Source organism: Streptomyces brasiliensis, assembly GCF_014647875.1.
GTDB lineage: Bacteria > Actinomycetota > Actinomycetes > Streptomycetales > Streptomycetaceae > Streptomyces > Streptomyces brasiliensis.
The window spans coordinates 533,159-550,331 of record NZ_BMQA01000001.1; the positions used below are offsets into that span (position 1 = coordinate 533,159).

Consider the following 17,173-nt stretch of genomic DNA (forward strand, 5'->3'; position numbering starts at 1 on the left):
GTGTTAGGAGGTCGGTGCGGCGGCGGCTCTGCGGCCCGCCCGTGCCACCGAGATCTGGCGCGCGACCCTGGGGCCGAGCACGGAGACGACGAGCAGGACGCCGGTGACGACGATCTGCGACTGCGCGGAGACGTTCAGCAGGCTCATCACGTTCTGCAGCGCGCCGAGCAGGAACACCCCGGCGACGGCGCCGCCGAGCGTGCCCTTGCCGCCGTCGAAGTCGATGCCGCCGAGCAGCACGGCGGCGACGACGGAGAGCTCGAGGCCGGTGGCGTTGTCGTAGCGGGCGCTGGCGTAGTGCAGGGCCCAGAAGATCCCGGTGAGGGAGGCCATGAACCCGGTCGCGGTGAACAGGAGCAGCTTGGCCCGCTTGACGCGGATGCCGGCGAACCGGGCGGCCTCCTCGCTGGCGCCGACCGCGAAGAGCGAGCGGCCGAACGGGGTGGCGTGCAGGACGACGACGGCGATGGCCAGGAGGGCGAGGAAGGGCAGGAAGGCCTGCGGGAGGAAGGTGTTCCCGAGGCGTCCGGCCGCGAAGTCCAGGTACTGGGACGGGAAGTCGGTCACCGCGTCGGAGCCGAGCACGATCTGTGCGATGCCCCGGTAGGCGGCGAGGGTGCCGATGGTGACGGCGAGGGAGGGCAGCCCGAGGCGGGTGACCAGGAGCCCGTTGACCAGCCCGCACACCACGCCGAGGAGCAGGCAGATCGGGATGATCGTCTCGATCGTCATGCCCTCGTTCCACAGTTTGCCCATCACTGCACCGGACAGACCGGCCGTGGAGGCGACCGAGAGATCGATCTCGCCCGAGACGACGAGAAGAGTCATCGGCAGGGCGATGAGGGCGATCGGAAGGGTGTTGCCGATCAGGAAGGACAGGTTGAGCGCATTGCCGAAGCCGTCCACGAAGCCGAACGACAGGAGCAGCAGGACGATCAGGAGGACGCCGACGACCGTGTCCCAGCGGACGGCCCGGGTGAGCGATTCAGGCATCGGGAGCGTCTCCCTTCGTGGCGGCGGTGCCGGCGGGCGCCGACCGGTGAGCCGCCGACTTCTTCTTGAGTGCTGAGGCCACGCGCAGGGCGACGATCCGGTCGACCGCGATGGCGAGGAGGAGCAGGACGCCGTTGATGGCGAGCACCCACACCGAGCTGACGCCGAGGGCGGGCAGCACACTGTTGATGGAGGTGAGCAGGAGGGCGCCGAGCGCTGCGCCGTACACGCTGCCGGAGCCGCCGGTGAAGGCGATGCCGCCGACCACGACCGCGCTGACGACGGTGAGTTCATAGCCGTTGCCGGTGCCGGAGTCGACGTTGCCGAAGCGGGCGAGGTACATCGCACCGGCCAGCCCGGCCAGGGCGCCGCAGAAGGTGTACGCGAGCAGGATCCGCTTGCGGACGGGGATGCCGGCGAGCCGGGCGGCCTCCGGGTTGGAGCCGAGGGCGTACAGCTCGCGTCCGCTGCCGAAGTGCTTGAGGTAGTAGGCAGTGGCGATGAGGACGGCGACCGCGATGAGGGCGAGCCACGGGACAGCGGACAGGCCGCCGGAGCCGAAGTCCACGAATCCGCCCGGGAGGTCGGCCGCGGTGATCTGCCGGGAGCCGACCCAGATGGAGTCGATGCCGCGGATGATGTAAAGCGTGCCGAGGGTGACGACGAGGGCGGGCACCTGACCGAGGCTGACCAGCAGCCCGTTGAGCAGCCCGAAGCCGATGCCGAGCAGGACCGCGAGGACGATCGCGACGACCGCGTTGCCGCCGCCGTGCAGATAGGTGCCGGCGGCGAAGGCACTGATGCCGAGCGTCGAGCCGACCGACAGGTCGACGTTGCGGGTGATCACGACCAGGGACTGGCCGGTGGCGACCAGCACCAGGATGGTCGCGTTCAGCAGCAGGTCCTTGATGCCCTGTTCGGACAGGAACTCGCTGTTGCCCGCCTGGGTGACGGCGATCATCACCAGGAAGACGATCAGGATGGCGAGTTCGCGCATCTTGAAGACACGGTCGACGAGCCGGGTGCCGCTGGACTTCGGCACGTCGGCCACGGGGGTCTCGGTGGGGGTGGTCACCGTCATGCGACGGCCCTCCCGGTGGCTGCGGCCATCACGGTTTCCTCGGTGGCGTCGGAGCGTGGGATCTCGGCGGTGATCCGGCCCTCGTGCATCACCAGCACGCGGTCGGCCATGCCGAGGATCTCGGGCAGGTCGGAGGAGATCATCAGGACGGCGACGCCGTCGGCGGCCAGCTCGCTGAGCAGCCGGTGCACCTCGGCCTTCGTGCCGACGTCGATACCGCGGGTCGGCTCGTCGACGATCAGTACCTTCGGGCCGGTGGCCAGCCACTTGGCGAGGACGACCTTCTGCTGGTTGCCGCCGGACAGCGTGGAGACGGCGTCCGCGATCCGGGCGTACTTCACCTGGAGCTTCACCGCCCAGTCGAGGGAGCGGCTGCGCTCGGCGCCCCGGTCGACCAGCCCCGCCTTCACGGTCGTACGCAGCCCGGTCAGACCGATGTTGCGCTCGATGGACATGTCCATCACCAGGCCTTGGGCCCGCCGGTCCTCGGGCACGAGCGCCAGGCCCGCGGCCATCGCGGTGGAGGGCGCGCCGTTGGTCAGCTTGCGGCCCTCGACCTCGACCTCCCCTGCGTCCCAGCGGTCGATGCCGAACACGGACCGGGCGACTTCGGTGCGGCCGGCGCCGACGAGTCCGGCGAGGCCGACGATCTCGCCGTGCCGCACTTCGAAGGAGACGTCGGTGAAGACGCCCTCGCGGGTCAACCGCCGTACGCTCAGCGCCACTTCGCCAGGGCGGACGTCCTGCTTGGGGTACAGCTCGTCGAGGTCGCGGCCGACCATACGGCGCACCAGGTCGTCCTCGGTCATGCCGTCCAGGGGCTCGCTGGCGATCCAGGCGCCGTCCCGCAGAGTGGTCACCCGCCGGCAGATCTGGAAGATCTCCTCGAGGCGGTGCGAGATGAACAGCACGGCGGCGCCCTGGTCGCGCAGGGTGCGGACCACACCGAAGAGGCGGGCCACCTCGCTGCCGGTCAGGGCCGCCGTCGGCTCGTCCATGATCAGGACGCGGGCGTCGAAGGACAGCGCCTTGGCGATCTCGACGATCTGCTGGTCGGCGATGGACAGGCCGCGCGCGGGACGGTCGGGGTCGAGGGCGACGCCGAGCCGCTTCATCAGGGCGGCCGTGGCCGCGTGGGTGGCCTTGTGGTCGATCCTGCCGAGGGCACGCCGGGGCTGGCGGCCCATGAAGATGTTCTCGGCGATCGACAGGTCGGGGAAGAGCGTGGGCTCCTGGTAGATCACGGCGATCCCGGCGTCGCGGGCGTCGCCGGGGCCGTGGAAGACGACGGGCTCGCCGTCGAGCAGCACCTGACCGGCGTCCGGTCGGTGCACGCCGGCGAGGGTCTTGATCAGCGTCGACTTGCCCGCGCCGTTCTCTCCGGCGAGCGCGTGCACCTCGCCGGGGAACAGCTCCAGGGAGACGTCCCGCAGCGCGCGGACGGCGCCGAAGGACTTGGAGACGTCCTTCAGCGCCAGCACCGGGGCCGGTCCCGTGTCGGACGGGTGGGTCATGGAGGCTCCTCGACGACGCCGGCGGGACGGCCCTCACGGCGTCGTGAAAGGTTTCAACTGGATTGCCGGGACGTTAGACATGGCGAGCATGTCGCGTCAATGGGTTCGTGTCGAAAAAGTTTCAATCTCCGAAGGTCACGGCGAAGTCACGAGAAACAGGCTTGCCCGGAGGCCTTGACACCCCTTCGGAGGGCTCATAGCTTGCCGTTCTGAATCGTTTCACGGATTCGGTCGTTCGACCCGACACCACAGGAGCCCTGAAGTGACCGACCTTGCCGCGGTGAAAGCCGCGCTGAAGACCCAGGCCGTCGAGACGCCGTCGTGGGCGTACGGGAACTCGGGCACCCGTTTCAAGGTGTTCGCCCAGCAGGGCGTGCCACGCACTCCGCGGGAGAAGCTTCAGGACGCGGCGCAGGTGCACGCGTTCACCGGGGTCGCGCCGACCGTCGCGCTGCACATCCCCTGGGACAAGGTCGACGACTACGCCGCGCTGGCCAAGTACGCCGAGGAACGGGGCGTGAAGCTGGGCGCGATCAACTCCAACACCTTCCAGGACGACGACTACCGGCTGGGCAGCATCTGCCATCCCGACGCGGCGGTGCGGCGCAAGGCCGTCGATCATCTGCTGGAGTGCGTCGACATCATGGACGCGACGGGCTCCGCCGATCTGAAGCTGTGGTTCGCCGACGGGACGAACTATCCCGGTCAGGACGACATCCGGGCGCGGCAGGACCGGCTGGCCGAGGGGCTGGCCGAGGTGTACGAGCGGCTCGGGGACGGGCAGCGGATGCTGCTGGAGTACAAGCTCTTCGAGCCGGCGTTCTACACGACCGACGTCCCGGACTGGGGCACGGCGTACGCGCACTGTCTGAAGCTGGGGCCGAAGGCACAGGTCGTGGTCGACACGGGGCACCACGCGCCCGGCACCAACATCGAGTTCATCGTGGCGACGCTGCTGCGGGAGGGGAAGCTCGGCGCGTTCGACTTCAACTCGCGGTTCTACGCGGACGACGACCTGATGGTGGGCGCGGCGGATCCCTTCCAGCTGTTCCGGATCATGTACGAGGTCGTGCGTGGGGGCGGGTTCACCGCCGACGTCGCGTTCATGCTCGACCAGTGCCACAACATCGAGGCGAAGATACCCGCGATCATCCGGTCCGTGATGAACGTGCAGGAGGCGACCGCCAAGGCTCTGCTCGTGGACCGGGCTGCGCTGGCCGGGGCGCAGGCCTCGGGTGACGTGCTGGGTGCGAACGCGGTGCTGATGGACGCGTACAACACCGATGTGCGGCCGTTGCTTCGTGAGGTGCGGGAGGAGATGGGGCTGGACGCCGATCCGCCGGCGGCGTATGCCCGGTCCGGGTGGGCCGAGAAGATCGTGGCTGAGCGGGTCGGTGGACAGCAGGCGGGTTGGGGGGCCTGAGTTTCGGATCCCGTCTGCCGGGTCATGCCGATTGCGGACTGCGGGTCGTACGTGACTTGTCACGCCCACGCGGCGGAGCCGCACATCGATACGGCCCCGCGCCCCTTCGGGGCGCTACCACTTCCCTCTTTTCAGTAAGGACCGAATCTTCATGGCACTTCACCCCGAAGCCGACGCCCTCCTCGCCCGGTCGCATCGGCTCGGTGCTGATCCCCGTAACACCAACTACGCCGGCGGGAACGCCTCCGCGAAAGGCACCGACATCGATCCCGTCACCGGTGGTGACGTCGAGTTGATGTGGGTCAAGGGGTCCGGGGGCGACCTCGGGACGCTCACCGAGACGGGGCTCGCCGTGTTGCGGCTCGACCGGTTGCGTGCGCTGACCGGCGTGTACCCGGGTGTGGAGCGCGAGGACGAGATGGTCGCCGCGTTCGACTACTGCCTGCACGGCAAGGGCGGGGCCGCGCCCTCGATCGACACCGCCATGCACGGGCTGGTCGACGCCCCGCACGTCGATCATCTGCACCCCGACTCCGGTATCGCGCTGGCCTGTGCGGCCGACGGGGAGAAGCTGACCGCCGAGTGCTTCGGCGACACCGTGGTGTGGGTGCCGTGGCGGCGGCCCGGGTTCCAGCTCGGGCTGGACATCGCCGCCGTCAAGGAGGCCAACCCGCAGGCCATCGGGTGCGTCCTCGGCGGGCACGGGATCACGGCCTGGGGTGACAGCTCCGAGGAGTGCGAGCGCAACTCGCTGCACATCATCCGTACCGCCGAGGCCTTCCTCGCCGAGCGGGGGAAGGCCGAGCCCTTCGGCTCCGTGATCGAGGGGTACGAGGCACTGCCCGAGGGCGAGCGGCGGGAGCGGGCGGCCGCCCTCGCACCGTACGTCCGCGCCGTCGCCTCCCAGGACCGCGCCCAGGTCGGGCACTTCGACGACTCCGACGTCGTCCTGGACTTCCTGGCGCGGGCCGGACATCCGCGGCTCGCCGCGCTCGGCACCTCGTGCCCCGACCACTTCCTGCGGACCAAGGTACGGCCGCTCGTCCTGGACCTGCCGCCCACCGCCCCGCTCGACGAGGCGATCGCCCGGCTGAAGGAACTGCACTCCGCCTACCGGGAGGAGTACGCCGCCTACTACCGGCGGCACGCCCTGCCCGACTCCCCCGCGATGCGCGGCGCCGACCCGGCGATCGTGCTCGTGCCCGGTGTCGGCATGTTCTCCTTCGGCAAGGACAAGCAGACCGCTCGGGTGGCCGGCGAGTTCTACGTCAACGCCATCAACGTGATGCGGGGCGCGGAGGCCGTGTCGACCTACGCGCCGATCGAGGAGTCGGAGAAGTTCCGTATCGAGTACTGGGCCCTCGAGGAGGCCAAGCTCCAGCGGATGCCCGAGCCGAAGGCGCTGGCGACCCGGGTGGCGCTGGTGACCGGCGCGGGCAGCGGGATCGGGAAGGCGATCGCCCACCGGCTGGTGGCCGAGGGCGCGTGCGTCGTCGTCGCCGACCTCGACACCGACAACGCCCAGGCTGTGGCGGAGGAACTGGGCGGGCCGGACAAGGCCGTCGCCGTCACCGTGGACGTGACCGACGAGGAGCAGATCGCCGCCGCGTTCAAGGCCGCCGTGCTCGCGTTCGGCGGGATCGACCTCGTCGTCAACAACGCGGGGATCTCCATCTCCAAGCCCCTGCTGGAGACGACGGCGAAGGACTGGGACCTCCAGCACGACATCATGGCCCGCGGCTCCTTCCTCGTCTCGCGGGAGGCGGCCCGGGTGATGACCGACCAGGGGATCGGCGGGGACATCGTCTACATCGCGTCGAAGAACGCCGTGTTCGCCGGACCCAACAACATCGCCTACTCCGCGACCAAGGCCGACCAGGCTCATCAAGTGCGGCTCTTGGCAGCCGAGTTGGGCGAGCACGGCATCCGGGTCAACGGCATCAACCCGGACGGCGTGGTGCGCGGGTCCGGGATCTTCGCCGGCGGCTGGGGTGCCCAGCGCGCGGCCACCTACGGCATCGAGGAGGAGAAGCTGGGCGAGTTCTACGCGCAGCGGACCATCCTGAAGCGGGAGGTGCTGCCGGAGCACGTCGCGAACGCGGTGTTCGCGCTCACCGGCGGGGACCTCACGCACACCACGGGACTGCACATCCCCGTCGACGCGGGTGTGGCGGCCGCGTTCCTGCGATGAGCGCCGAGATCAAGTCGTACGCCGCGGTCGACCTGGGCGCCTCCAGCGGGCGTGTCATGGTCGGCCGCGTCGGGCCCGACTCGCTGGAGCTGAGCGAGGCACACCGCTTTCCCAATCGGCCCGTGCGGGTCCCGGAGGGGCTGCGCTGGGACATCCTGGCGCTGTACGCGGGCGTTCTGGAGGGGTTGCGGGCCGCCGGGAAGGTCGACTCCGTCGGCATCGACAGCTGGGCGGTGGACTACGGGCTGCTGGACGCGGACGGCGCCCTGCTCGGCAATCCGGTGCACTATCGCGACGCCCGCACGGAGGGCGTCGCGGAGAAGGTGTGGGCGAGTGTGCCGGCGGCGGAGCTGTACGCGGCGACCGGACTGCAGTACGCGCCCTTCAACACCCTGTATCAGCTCACGGCCGCCCGGTTGACCCGTCAACTCGCCCAGGCCGAGCGCCTCTTGCTCATCCCCGATCTGCTGACGCACTGGCTCACGGGCGAGCCGGGCACCGAACTCACCAACGCCTCCACCACCCAGCTCGTCGATCCCCGGACGCGTGACTGGTCGTACGACGTCGCGGCCCGGCTGGGCATCGACCTGAGCCTGTTCGCGCCGCTGCGGCAACCGGGGGACCCGGCGGGCGTGCTGCGGCCGGAGGTGCTGGAGGAGACGGGGCTGACCGGGCCCGTGCCGGTGACCGCCGTCGCCTCGCACGACACCGCCTCCGCCGTCGCCGCCGTCCCGGCCGTGGGCGAGCGGTTCGCCTACATCTGCACCGGCACCTGGTCCCTGGCAGGCCTGGAACTGGACGCGCCCGTGCTGACGGAGGAGAGCCGGGCGGCCAACTTCACCAACGAGCTGGGCATCGACGGCACGGTCCGGTACCTGCGCAACATCATGGGGCTGTGGCTGCTCCAGGAGTGCCTGCGGGCCTGGGGCGAGCCCGACCTGGGCGGGCTGCTGCGGGACGCGGCCGAGGTACCGGCGCTGCGGTCGGTCGTGGACGCGGGGGACGCGGCGTTCCTGGCGCCGGGCCGGATGCCGGAGCGGATCGCCGAGGCCTGCCGGGCGTCCGGGCAGCCGGTGCCCGCCTCCCCCGCCGAGACCACGCGCTGCATCCTCGACTCCCTCGCCCTCGCCCACCGCCGCGCGGTCGAGGACGCGCAGCATCTTGCGGATCACCCCGTCGACGTGGTGCACGTGGTCGGCGGCGGCACCCGCAACGCGCTGCTGTGCCAGCTCACCGCGGATGCCTGCGGCCTGCCGGTGGTGGCGGGGCCTACGGAGGCGGCGGCACTCGGAAACGTGCTGATCCAGGCCCGCGCCCACGGCCTCGTCGGCGACCGCGCCGATCTGCGGGGCCTGCTGGCCCGTACCCAGCCGCTCACGCGGTACGAACCGCGCGGCACCACCGCGCCCTGGCGGACGGCCCAGGCACGGCTCGCCGAGCGGTGAGCCGGGGGCTCCCCCACGGGATTGCACCCCAGTACCCTGCACTCATCCGATGATCGACGACAAGGAGCCGCGATGCGTGTCGCCCTGTTCCTGACCTGCGTCAACGACACGCTCTATCCGGACACCGGCCGAGCCGTGGTGAAACTGCTGACCAGACTGGGCGTCGAGGTCGACTTCCCGATGGCCCAGACGTGCTGCGGACAGGCGCACTACAACACCGGATACCGGCATGAGGCGGAGCCGCTGGCCCGGCATTTCTCCGATGTCTTCGGGGAGTACGAGGCGATCGTGACGCCGTCCGGCTCGTGCGGGGCGATGGTGCGGGAGCTGTATCCGCGGATGGGCGATCGAGCCCGGGCCGAGGGGCGCGGGGACACCCTCGCGGCAACGCTGGCGCCGGTGGTGCCGAAGACGTACGAACTCACGGAGTTCCTGGTGGACGTGCTGGGGGTGACGGACGTCGGGGCGTACTACCCGCACAAGGTGACCTACCACCCGACCTGCCACGGGCTGCGCAGCCTGGGCCTCGGCGACCGTCCCTCCCGGCTGCTGCGGGCGGTGAAGGGACTCGAACTGGTCGAGCTGCCGGGTGCCGAGGAGTGCTGCGGGTTCGGCGGGACGTTCGCGGTGAAGAACTCCGACGTCTCGGCGGCGATGGGCGCGGACAAGGTGCGCAATGCCGAGTCGACGGGCGCGGAGGTGCTGTGCGCGGCCGACAACTCCTGTCTGATGCACATCGGCGGGACGATGGCCCGGCTGCGGACCGGGATGCGGCCGGTGCACATCGCCGAGATCCTGGCGAGCACGGAGGAGGAGACGGCCGTATGAGCGGGACGTATCTGGGGATGCCGGCGTTTCCCGTGGCGGCGCACGAGGCGGTCGCGAACGAGACGCTGCGCGGCAATCTGCGCCACGCCACGCACACCATTCGCGCCAAGCGCGCGAAGGCCGTCGCCGAGGTCTCCGACTGGGCGGAGCTGCGGGAGGCCGGCAAGCGGATCAAGGACCACACACTGCGTCATCTCGACCGGTATCTGGAGCAGTTGGAGGCGTCGGTCACGGCCGCGGGCGGCACCGTCCACTGGGCGGCCGACGCCGACGAGGCCAACCGGATCGTCGCCGACCTGGTCAAGGAGACCGGCGAGTCGGAGGTCGTGAAGGTCAAGTCGATGGCCACGCAGGAGATCGGGCTCAACGAGGCGCTGGAGGCGGAGGGGATCCACGCCTACGAGACCGATCTCGCCGAGCTGATCGTGCAGTTGGGCAAGGACCGGCCCTCGCACATCCTGGTGCCGGCGATCCACCGCAACCGCGGCGAGATCCGCGACATCTTCCGCTCCGAGATGGGCGAGTGGGGCCGCCCGGCGCCCGAGGGCCTGACCGACACGCCCGCCGAGCTCGCCGAGGCCGCCCGGCTGCACCTGCGGGAGAAGTTCCTGCGCGCCAAGGTCGGCATCTCCGGCGCCAACTTCATGGTCGCCGAGACCGGCACGCTCGTCGTCGTCGAGTCGGAGGGCAACGGGCGGATGTGCCTGACCCTCCCCGAGACGCTGATCTCGGTCGTCGGTATCGAGAAGATCGTGCCCACCTGGCGCGACCTGGAAGTGTTCCTCCAGACACTCCCCCGCTCCTCCACCGCCGAGCGCATGAACCCGTACACGAGCATGTGGACCGGCACCACGGACGGCGACGGGCCACAGAACTTCCACCTGGTCCTCCTGGACAACGGCCGCACCGACACCCTCGCCGACGAGGTCGGCCGGCAGGCGCTCCGCTGTATCCGCTGCTCGGCATGCCTGAACGTCTGCCCGGTGTACGAGCGGGCGGGCGGCCACGCCTACGGCTCGGTCTATCCGGGCCCCATCGGAGCCATCCTCAGCCCTCAGCTCCGGGGCACGCAGAGCGCGATCGACGCCTCGCTGCCGTACGCCTCCTCGCTCTGCGGGGCCTGCTACGAGGTGTGCCCGGTCGCCATCGACATCCCCGAGGTGCTGGTGCACCTCAGGGAACGGGTCGCGGAGGGCGGCGAGGTCGTCCGGGAGGGCAACAAGGTCGTCCTGCAGCCCGCGAAGGGACACGCCGCCGAGCGGGCGGCCATGCGCGCGGCGCGCTGGGCGTTCACACACCCGGGTGCCCTCCGCGGCGGGCAGCGGCTCGCCTCACGTACCCGCCGGCTGCATCCGCGCTCGCTGCCGGGTCCCGGCAGGGCGTGGAGCGGGACGCGCGATCTGCCCGCCTTGCCGGCGGAGCCGTTCCGCGACTGGTGGCAGCGCACACATGGATCGAAGGGGGCCGCCAAGTGAGCAGCAGGGACCGGATCCTGGGCCGGGTGCAGCGCGCGCTCGCGGACGTACCACAGGACGACACGCCGTACGAGCAGGCGATTCCGCGCGACTATCTACGCGAGCACGGTGCCCGGCGTGTCGCGGAGACGGTGGATCTGCTGGCCGAGAACCTCGCGGACTACCGGGCGCTCGTGCACCGCTGCGCGGCCGGTGAACTGCCCACAGTGATCGCCGGGTTGCTGGCCGACCGGAAGGCGACGTCGGTGCTGGTGCCGCCGGGTCTGGACGAGGACTGGCTGGCCGCGACGGAGGTGACGCGGGTCGCCGACCGGCCCGAGAGCACCCCGCAGGAACTCGACCGGGTCGACAGTGTGGTCACGGCCTGCGCGGTCGCCGTCGCGGAGACCGGCACCATCGTCCTGGACGGCGGCCCGGACCAGGGCCGCCGCCGTGTCACCCTGGTCCCGGACCACCACATCTGCGTGGTCCGCGTCCCCGACCAGGTCGTCTCCTCCGTCCCCCAGGCCCTCGAACGCCTCGACCCGACCCGCGCGCTGACCTGGATCTCCGGCCCGTCGGCGACCAGCGACATCGAGCTCGACCGGGTGGAAGGGGTGCACGGCCCGCGCACACTTGAGGTGGTTCTGGTGGAAAGCGGGTCCGGGCCGGACGACCCCTGTTAGCTTCGTCCACAAGGACGGGGGACGGCTGGGGTATGGATGGACCGGACGGGCAGGCAGGGTCAACTCGCCACTCTGCGACGGGTGGTGGACGACTACGCGACGGGAGCCGACCGCTTGGCGGTGCTCACGCCGTGGGCGCGGGCGGCGGCCGACGCCCTGCTGGACGTGGTGGAGCGCGACGATCTGGAGACGGTGACGGCGCTCGCCTGGTTCCACTGGTACCGGCAGCGGGAGACCAGCGATCCCGACGACGGGCGGGAGTGCGCGGAGATCGCCGTGCAGCTCTTCCTGGTCGCCGGGCAGGCAGCGCCCGACACCCCGATCCCCCCGGAACTGCGTGCCGTGCTCGACGCCCGGTACGCCGCCCGTTCCCTCACGCTTGACGACGCCCACCGGCTGGTGGCCGAGGCGGAGGCGGACCCCGCTCCCGGCACGCTGGACGCGGCCGTCGACCTGCTGGCGGGGGCGGAGCTGCTGGCGGGCGAGACACCCGGGGATCCGGAACGCCCCTGGTTCCGGTTCCTGTGGGGTCATCTGCTGCGCGTCCGGTTCGAACGGCGGCGGGACGGCGCGGATCTGGACCTCGCCATCACCGTGCTCCAGGCCGCGGTGGACGCCGCTCCGGGCGGACCCGAGGGATTCGGGCACTGGTACGCGGGTCTGGGACTCGCACTGCTTCTGCGTCGCCAACGCGACGGAACCGAAGCGGACTCGGACACGGCCGTGTCCGCCCTGCGCACCGCGCTCGCCCACCTGGATCCCGACGACGGCGACTGGCTCGTCACCGCCCAGAACCTCGGCGTCGCGCTGCTGCTGTCCGGCGCCCTCGACGACGCGGTGCACCAGCTGACCGAGGTCGTCGCAGCAGCCCCGCGGGGGACGGCCATCGAGGCGGAGCAGCAGGTCAACCTGGGCCATGCCCACTACCGGCGGCACGGCACGCCGAAGGGCCGGCCGAAGGACCTGGACACGGCCGTCTCCCTCCTGAGCACCGTCCACGAGGGCGCGTGGCCGGAGCCCGCCGCCGGGCGCCTGCGCGCCGCCACCGCTCCGCTCCTCGCGGCCGCCCTCTTCGACCGCTTCCGGCGTGACGGTGAGCAGGCGGACCTCGTCGCGGCCGAGGGCATGGTCAGGGCCGCTCTCGCCCTGCCGGAGTCCGCAGTGCGCGGGGACCGGGGGAAGTACCAACTCCTGCTCGCGGGCATACTCGTTCAGCGACAGCGGTTCTCCGGCAGCGTGGCGGACCTCGACGAGGCGATCTCCATCGTGGAGTCACTGCGCCGCCCGGCCGCGTCCGGCGGCGTACGTCCGGGCGGTGTCCTCCACACGCTCATCGAGGCGCTCGTCGACCGGCATCTGCTGACCTCGTCGCGTTCCGACATCGACCGTGCCGTGGCGCTCGGGCGAGAGGCCGTGCGGCTGTCCGAGGTGACCGGGCGGCCCGGTGCCCGTTCACTCGACCTCCACCTGCTCGGAATGGCACTCGTCAACCGTTCGGAGGTCACCGGTTCCCGCGAGGATCTGGACGAGGCGGTTCGCATGGCGACCGAGGCCGTCGCCCTGCTCCCCGACGGCGACGTCAACAGCCCGGTGATACACGGGACTCTGGCCCACGCGCTGCGCGCCCGCGCGCTGTACTTCTCCCATCCCGGCGACCTGGACTCCGCGGTCGCCGCGGAGCGCGGACGGGTCGTCTCCGCCTCGGCGTCCGGCGGTACCGCGACGGCCCAGGCGCAGGTGGACCTGGGAGTCACCCTCAATCACCGCTTCGAACGACTGGGAGCCCGCGCCGACATCGACGAAGCCGTGGACCTGGCTCGCGCCGCGACGGCCCGCATGCTGCCGAGCGAGCGCCATGCGGCCCTGAACCTGGCCGGCATCGCCCTGCGCAACCGCTACATCTTCTTCGGCGACCCGGCCGACCTCGACAGCGCGGTGGACGCCTCCACGGCTGCGGCCGAGTCCATCCCGACCGACCACTCGCAGTACGGAACGGTCCTGTCCAATCTCGGCCTCACGCAGTGGACGCGCTACCGGCAGGCTCGCCGCAGGGCCGACATCGACGCCGCCATCGACTCGCTCAGGGCGGCCGCCGGCATGTTTCCCCCCCGGGCACCCGCGCCGCGCGGGCATCCTCGCCAACCTCTCGATGTGCCTGTCCGCGCGCTCCGACGAGACCGGCAAACTCCCCGACCTGAACGACGCGATCACCGCCGTGCACGGCGCCCTCGGTGAGGTCACCGCCGACCATCCCGACCATGCCAGGCACCTCTACCAGCTCGCGCTTCTCCAGAGCGCCCGCTCCGCGGTCGCCGGCCGCTCCGCCGCTGCCCGCGCCGCCGACCGTGCCGCCGCGGACGAGGCCCTGGGCCTGGTCGCCGACTCGGCCGGAACGCCGCCCATGCTTCGGCTGGACGCGTTCCAGTACCGGGCGCAGCGGCAGCAGGACCCGGCCGCCGCCCTCGCCGACTACGAACGGGCTGTCGCCTGCGTGCCGTTGCTCGCCTGGCACGGTCTGAGCCGGACCGACCGGGAGCGGCTGCTGCGCGAGCTGAGCGCCTTGACTCAGAACGCCGCCGCTGCCGCGCTCGACGCCGGACGCCCCGAGCGGGCGGTGGAGCTGCTGGAACACGGCCGCACGGTGCTGTGGAACCAGGCGCTGGACCTGGCCGCGGACATGACGGCCCTGAGCCGGGCGGAGCCGGAACGCGCGGCCCGTCTCACGCGCACTCGTACGGAGCTCCAAGCGCTGGACACGGGATCCGGCACTCCGTACACACCGCACTCACAGACCGCGGACCGCAGGATGGCGCTGGCCCGCGAGTGGGACGAACTGACCGAGCGGGTCAGACAAGAGGTGCCCGGATTCCGGGACTTCCTGCTGCCACCGCGCTTCGGCGAGCTGCGCCGGGCGGCCGACCGCGGCCCCGTCGTCCTGATCAACGTCGCGGGTCGGCGCTGTGACGCCCTGGCGGTCACCCGCACCGGGGTCCGCACGGTTCCGCTCGACATCACCGGCACCGAGATCACCCGGGCGGCCACCGACTACGTCTCCGATCTCGAGGCATGCGACCAGCCGGACGCCACCGAGGAGGACTACGACCGGCTGGGCCGAACCACGGAGTCGGTGCTGGCCCGGATGTGGGAGGCGGTCGCCTCGCCCGTCCTGGACGCCCTGGGTCTCAACTCGCCTCCCGGCAACGACTCCTGGCCCCGGGTGTGGTGGTGCCCCACCGGACCGCTCGCCTTCCTGCCCTTCCACGCCATGGGCCTCCACGCGCCGGGCGCACCGCCGGGAACCTGCGTCCTGGACCGCGTCGTCTCCTCGTACACACCGACGCTGCGGGCGCTGGTACGCAGCCGTGACCGGAGACCGCCCGGGTCCGGGCGGCGGAGGATGCTGATGGTCGCCATGGAACAGACTCCTGGTATGCGGTCGTTGCCGCACGCACGGGACGAACTGCGCCTGGTGCGCGCCCACTTCGCCGACGCCTGCACCGTCCGGTCGGGGCCCGAGGCGTCGCGGGCCGCGGTGCTCGGCGAGCTGGGCGGGCACAGTTGGGCGCACTTCTGCTGCCACGGCGACATGGCGCCCCGCAGCCCGTCGGACAGCGGCATCGAGCTGTACGACGCGCGTCTGACGGTCGGGGACATCGCGGGCCTCGATCTGGAGGAGGCGGAGTTCGCGTTCCTGCCGAGCTGCCGGACGGCGGTCAGCGACTTCGGGCTCCCCGACGAGGCGATCCATATCTCGGCCGCGCTGCACTTCGCCGGCTACCGGCACGTGGTGGCGACCCTGTGGTCGGTCTACGACCGGTTCGCCACGTACATCGCCGACCACGTGTACGCCTCGGTCGTCGCGAACGGAACGCTGGACGCCGAGCGCACGGCGCTCGCGCTGCACGAGGCCGTGCGCGAACTGCGCCGGGAGCCCGGCATGGAGCTGATCTGCTGGACGCCCTTCATCCACACCGGACCATGAGCGAGGAGGACCGGGTGAGCACCGAGGACGACACCCCGTCACAGTCCCCACCGACAGCGGACCAGGACCGGGCCGAGCAGCCGGAGGAAGAGCGTGCAGGGCGGCCACGCCCCCGCACCGTCCGGGACATCCTCCTCCACGGCGAGAAGCGCGGCGGCCAGGCGATGGCCGTCGGCGGACGGGTTCCGCGACCCGTGTCGGAGCGCCCGGCGGCGCCACCCGGACCCACCGTCCCGGACCAGCCGCCTTCGGCCGGCGAGGACGCGGCGTCCGACGGCCAGGGCGGCTGAGCGCACCGGTGCCCAGCAGCTTTCTCGGCCTGTTCCTGTTCGTGGTCTGTCTCGTGCCGGGCTTCGTCTACGCGGCGGCACGAGACACCCGACTGCCCGAGCGGACCTCTTCCGCGTTCCGCGAGACCACCCGGGTGGTCCTGGCGAGCCTGGCCTTCGACGGCCTCGCGCTGGCCGTGTTCGCGCTGGTCCGCACCGCCGCCCCGGCGTCCACCCCGGACACGGGCGCGCTCGTCCGCGACGGCTGGGGCTATGTCCGGGTCCACTACGGGCCGCTCGCGCTCTGGTCGGCAGGGCTCCTGGTGCTGGCCGCCGCCGCGGCGCTCGGTGCCGCCCGGCTGCTGCCCCGCGGGCCCGGTCCGCTCGCCGTCGAGTCGTCGTGGTGGCTGCTGTTCCACAGCTATCCACGTGATGTCGGGGCGCGTTCGGTGTACGTGGGCTGCGAGCTGGAGGGCGGCGCCTACCTGGGCGGAATCCTGAAGAACTTCGCCCATCAGGCCGAGGAGACCGGCGACCGTGAACTCGTCCTCGTCGCACCCCTGGAGTACCGGCCGGGACCCGATGCACCGGCCCGGCCGCTTTCGGGACATCACGCGGTGTCGGTGAGCGCGCGGCACATCAGGTTCCTCACCACGACGTATCTCGACCACATTCCGCAGCAGAGGGAGGAGCCTTTGTGAACCAACCGCCGTACGACTTCGAGGTGCAGCTGCACCGCACCCACGGCCTGCGGCTGGATCCGGGACCGGTCGTCGGGCCGCACCCGGTCGATGCCGGGCTGACCGGACACGGTGTGGTCGTCGAGGTGCGGCCCACCGGCCCGTACGACGCCTCGATCACGGGCCTCGCCGTCGAGGTCACCGACCGGCTCCCGGCATCGCATCACAACGTGCACGCCGAGGAGTACATGGAGGCCTGGCGTCCGCAGCTGGAGGTGTACCTGGACCCGTCGCCGCCCGAGATCCGGCTGCTGCCCGGTGCCCCGCCGCTCGACAGCCGCGCGCCCATCAGGTCGCTGCGTCTCGCGGCACTCACCACGGACCTGCGGGTGACGCGCTGGCTGCTCCGCGTCGTCGTCACGTGCGCGGGTGAGCGCTACGAGCACTCCCACCCGATGTACACCACCGCCACGACGAACATGTGGGTGATGTCGTTCGGCGACTCCGGCTCGCGGCGCGCCCAGATGTCGCCCGCGGAACTGGCGCCCCAGCACTGGCATCCCTGAGCGCACCGGGCGCCGCGCATCTGGTGGTCCGCCGGTGTGCGGGGCGCGGCGGGGGCTCCTA

The 17,173-nt window shown here is 71.5% G+C and carries 14 protein-coding genes; 11 read left to right on the forward strand and 3 right to left on the reverse strand.

Translation table 11 applies throughout. From position 1 onward, the window contains the following. Positions 1–3: 3 nt before the first annotated feature. Genes IEZ19_RS02490 through IEZ19_RS02500 form a run of 3 tightly spaced genes read right to left on the reverse strand, consistent with a single transcriptional unit; the run spans position 4 to position 3,588 of the window. Complete coding sequence (locus IEZ19_RS02490; protein WP_189309271.1) at positions 4–993, reverse strand: ABC transporter permease; 990 nt, start codon at positions 991–993, stop codon at positions 4–6. Continuing rightward, complete coding sequence (locus IEZ19_RS02495; protein WP_189309272.1) at positions 986–2,074, reverse strand: ABC transporter permease; 1,089 nt, start codon at positions 2,072–2,074, stop codon at positions 986–988. Before IEZ19_RS02495 ends, IEZ19_RS02490 begins: the two co-directional genes overlap by 8 nt. Further along, positions 2,071–3,588: a sugar ABC transporter ATP-binding protein gene (locus tag IEZ19_RS02500; protein ID WP_189309273.1), complete on the reverse strand. Its 1,518-nt coding sequence runs from the start codon at positions 3,586–3,588 to the stop codon at positions 2,071–2,073. The genes IEZ19_RS02495 and IEZ19_RS02500 overlap by 4 nt, the downstream gene beginning before the upstream one ends. 262 nt (positions 3,589–3,850) lie before the next feature. On the opposite strand from IEZ19_RS02500, the gene rhaI reads away from it, so the two are divergent. The 11 genes from rhaI (at position 3,851) to IEZ19_RS02555 (ending at position 17,112) form a co-directional block, all read left to right on the forward strand. Beyond that, positions 3,851–5,011: an L-rhamnose isomerase gene (rhaI, locus tag IEZ19_RS02505; protein ID WP_189309274.1), complete on the forward strand. Its 1,161-nt coding sequence runs from the start codon at positions 3,851–3,853 to the stop codon at positions 5,009–5,011. 151 nt (positions 5,012–5,162) lie between these two features. Next, on the forward strand, positions 5,163–7,202 hold the full coding sequence (locus tag IEZ19_RS02510; RefSeq protein ID WP_189309275.1) for a bifunctional aldolase/short-chain dehydrogenase: 2,040 nt from the start codon (positions 5,163–5,165) through the stop codon (positions 7,200–7,202). Beyond that, the gene (locus IEZ19_RS02515) at positions 7,199–8,647 is read left to right on the forward strand and encodes a rhamnulokinase (RefSeq protein WP_189309276.1); all 1,449 of its coding nucleotides are present in this window, start codon (positions 7,199–7,201) and stop codon (positions 8,645–8,647) included. The genes IEZ19_RS02510 and IEZ19_RS02515 overlap by 4 nt, the downstream gene beginning before the upstream one ends. 72 nt (positions 8,648–8,719) lie before the next feature. Continuing rightward, positions 8,720–9,475 carry a (Fe-S)-binding protein gene (locus IEZ19_RS02520; RefSeq protein WP_189309277.1) on the forward strand — a complete coding sequence of 252 codons (756 nt, stop codon included), beginning with the start codon at positions 8,720–8,722 and terminating at the stop codon, positions 9,473–9,475. Beyond that, positions 9,472–10,950 carry a LutB/LldF family L-lactate oxidation iron-sulfur protein gene (locus IEZ19_RS02525; RefSeq protein ID WP_189309278.1) on the forward strand — a complete coding sequence of 493 codons (1,479 nt, stop codon included), beginning with the start codon at positions 9,472–9,474 and terminating at the stop codon, positions 10,948–10,950. Before IEZ19_RS02520 ends, IEZ19_RS02525 begins: the two co-directional genes overlap by 4 nt. After that, a complete protein-coding gene (locus tag IEZ19_RS02530; protein WP_189309279.1) occupies positions 10,947–11,615 on the forward strand; it encodes a LutC/YkgG family protein in 669 nt (222 codons plus the stop codon). Before IEZ19_RS02525 ends, IEZ19_RS02530 begins: the two co-directional genes overlap by 4 nt. 81 nt (positions 11,616–11,696) lie before the next feature. Further along, the gene (locus IEZ19_RS02535; protein WP_189309280.1) at positions 11,697–13,850 is read left to right on the forward strand and encodes a hypothetical protein; all 2,154 of its coding nucleotides are present in this window, start codon (positions 11,697–11,699) and stop codon (positions 13,848–13,850) included. Continuing rightward, on the forward strand, positions 13,765–15,597 hold the full coding sequence (locus IEZ19_RS02540; RefSeq protein WP_189309281.1) for a CHAT domain-containing protein: 1,833 nt from the start codon (positions 13,765–13,767) through the stop codon (positions 15,595–15,597). The genes IEZ19_RS02535 and IEZ19_RS02540 overlap by 86 nt, the downstream gene beginning before the upstream one ends. Further along, on the forward strand, positions 15,594–15,887 hold the full coding sequence (locus IEZ19_RS02545) for a hypothetical protein (RefSeq protein WP_189309282.1): 294 nt from the start codon (positions 15,594–15,596) through the stop codon (positions 15,885–15,887). The genes IEZ19_RS02540 and IEZ19_RS02545 overlap by 4 nt, the downstream gene beginning before the upstream one ends. Positions 15,888–15,895: 8 nt before the next feature. Then, complete coding sequence (locus tag IEZ19_RS02550) at positions 15,896–16,567, forward strand: DUF6338 family protein (protein WP_189309283.1); 672 nt, start codon at positions 15,896–15,898, stop codon at positions 16,565–16,567. Further along, positions 16,564–17,112 (forward strand): hypothetical protein, encoded by a 549-nt coding sequence (locus tag IEZ19_RS02555; RefSeq protein ID WP_189309284.1) that lies wholly within the window; start codon positions 16,564–16,566, stop codon positions 17,110–17,112. The genes IEZ19_RS02550 and IEZ19_RS02555 overlap by 4 nt, the downstream gene beginning before the upstream one ends. Positions 17,113–17,173: the final 61 nt, after the last annotated feature.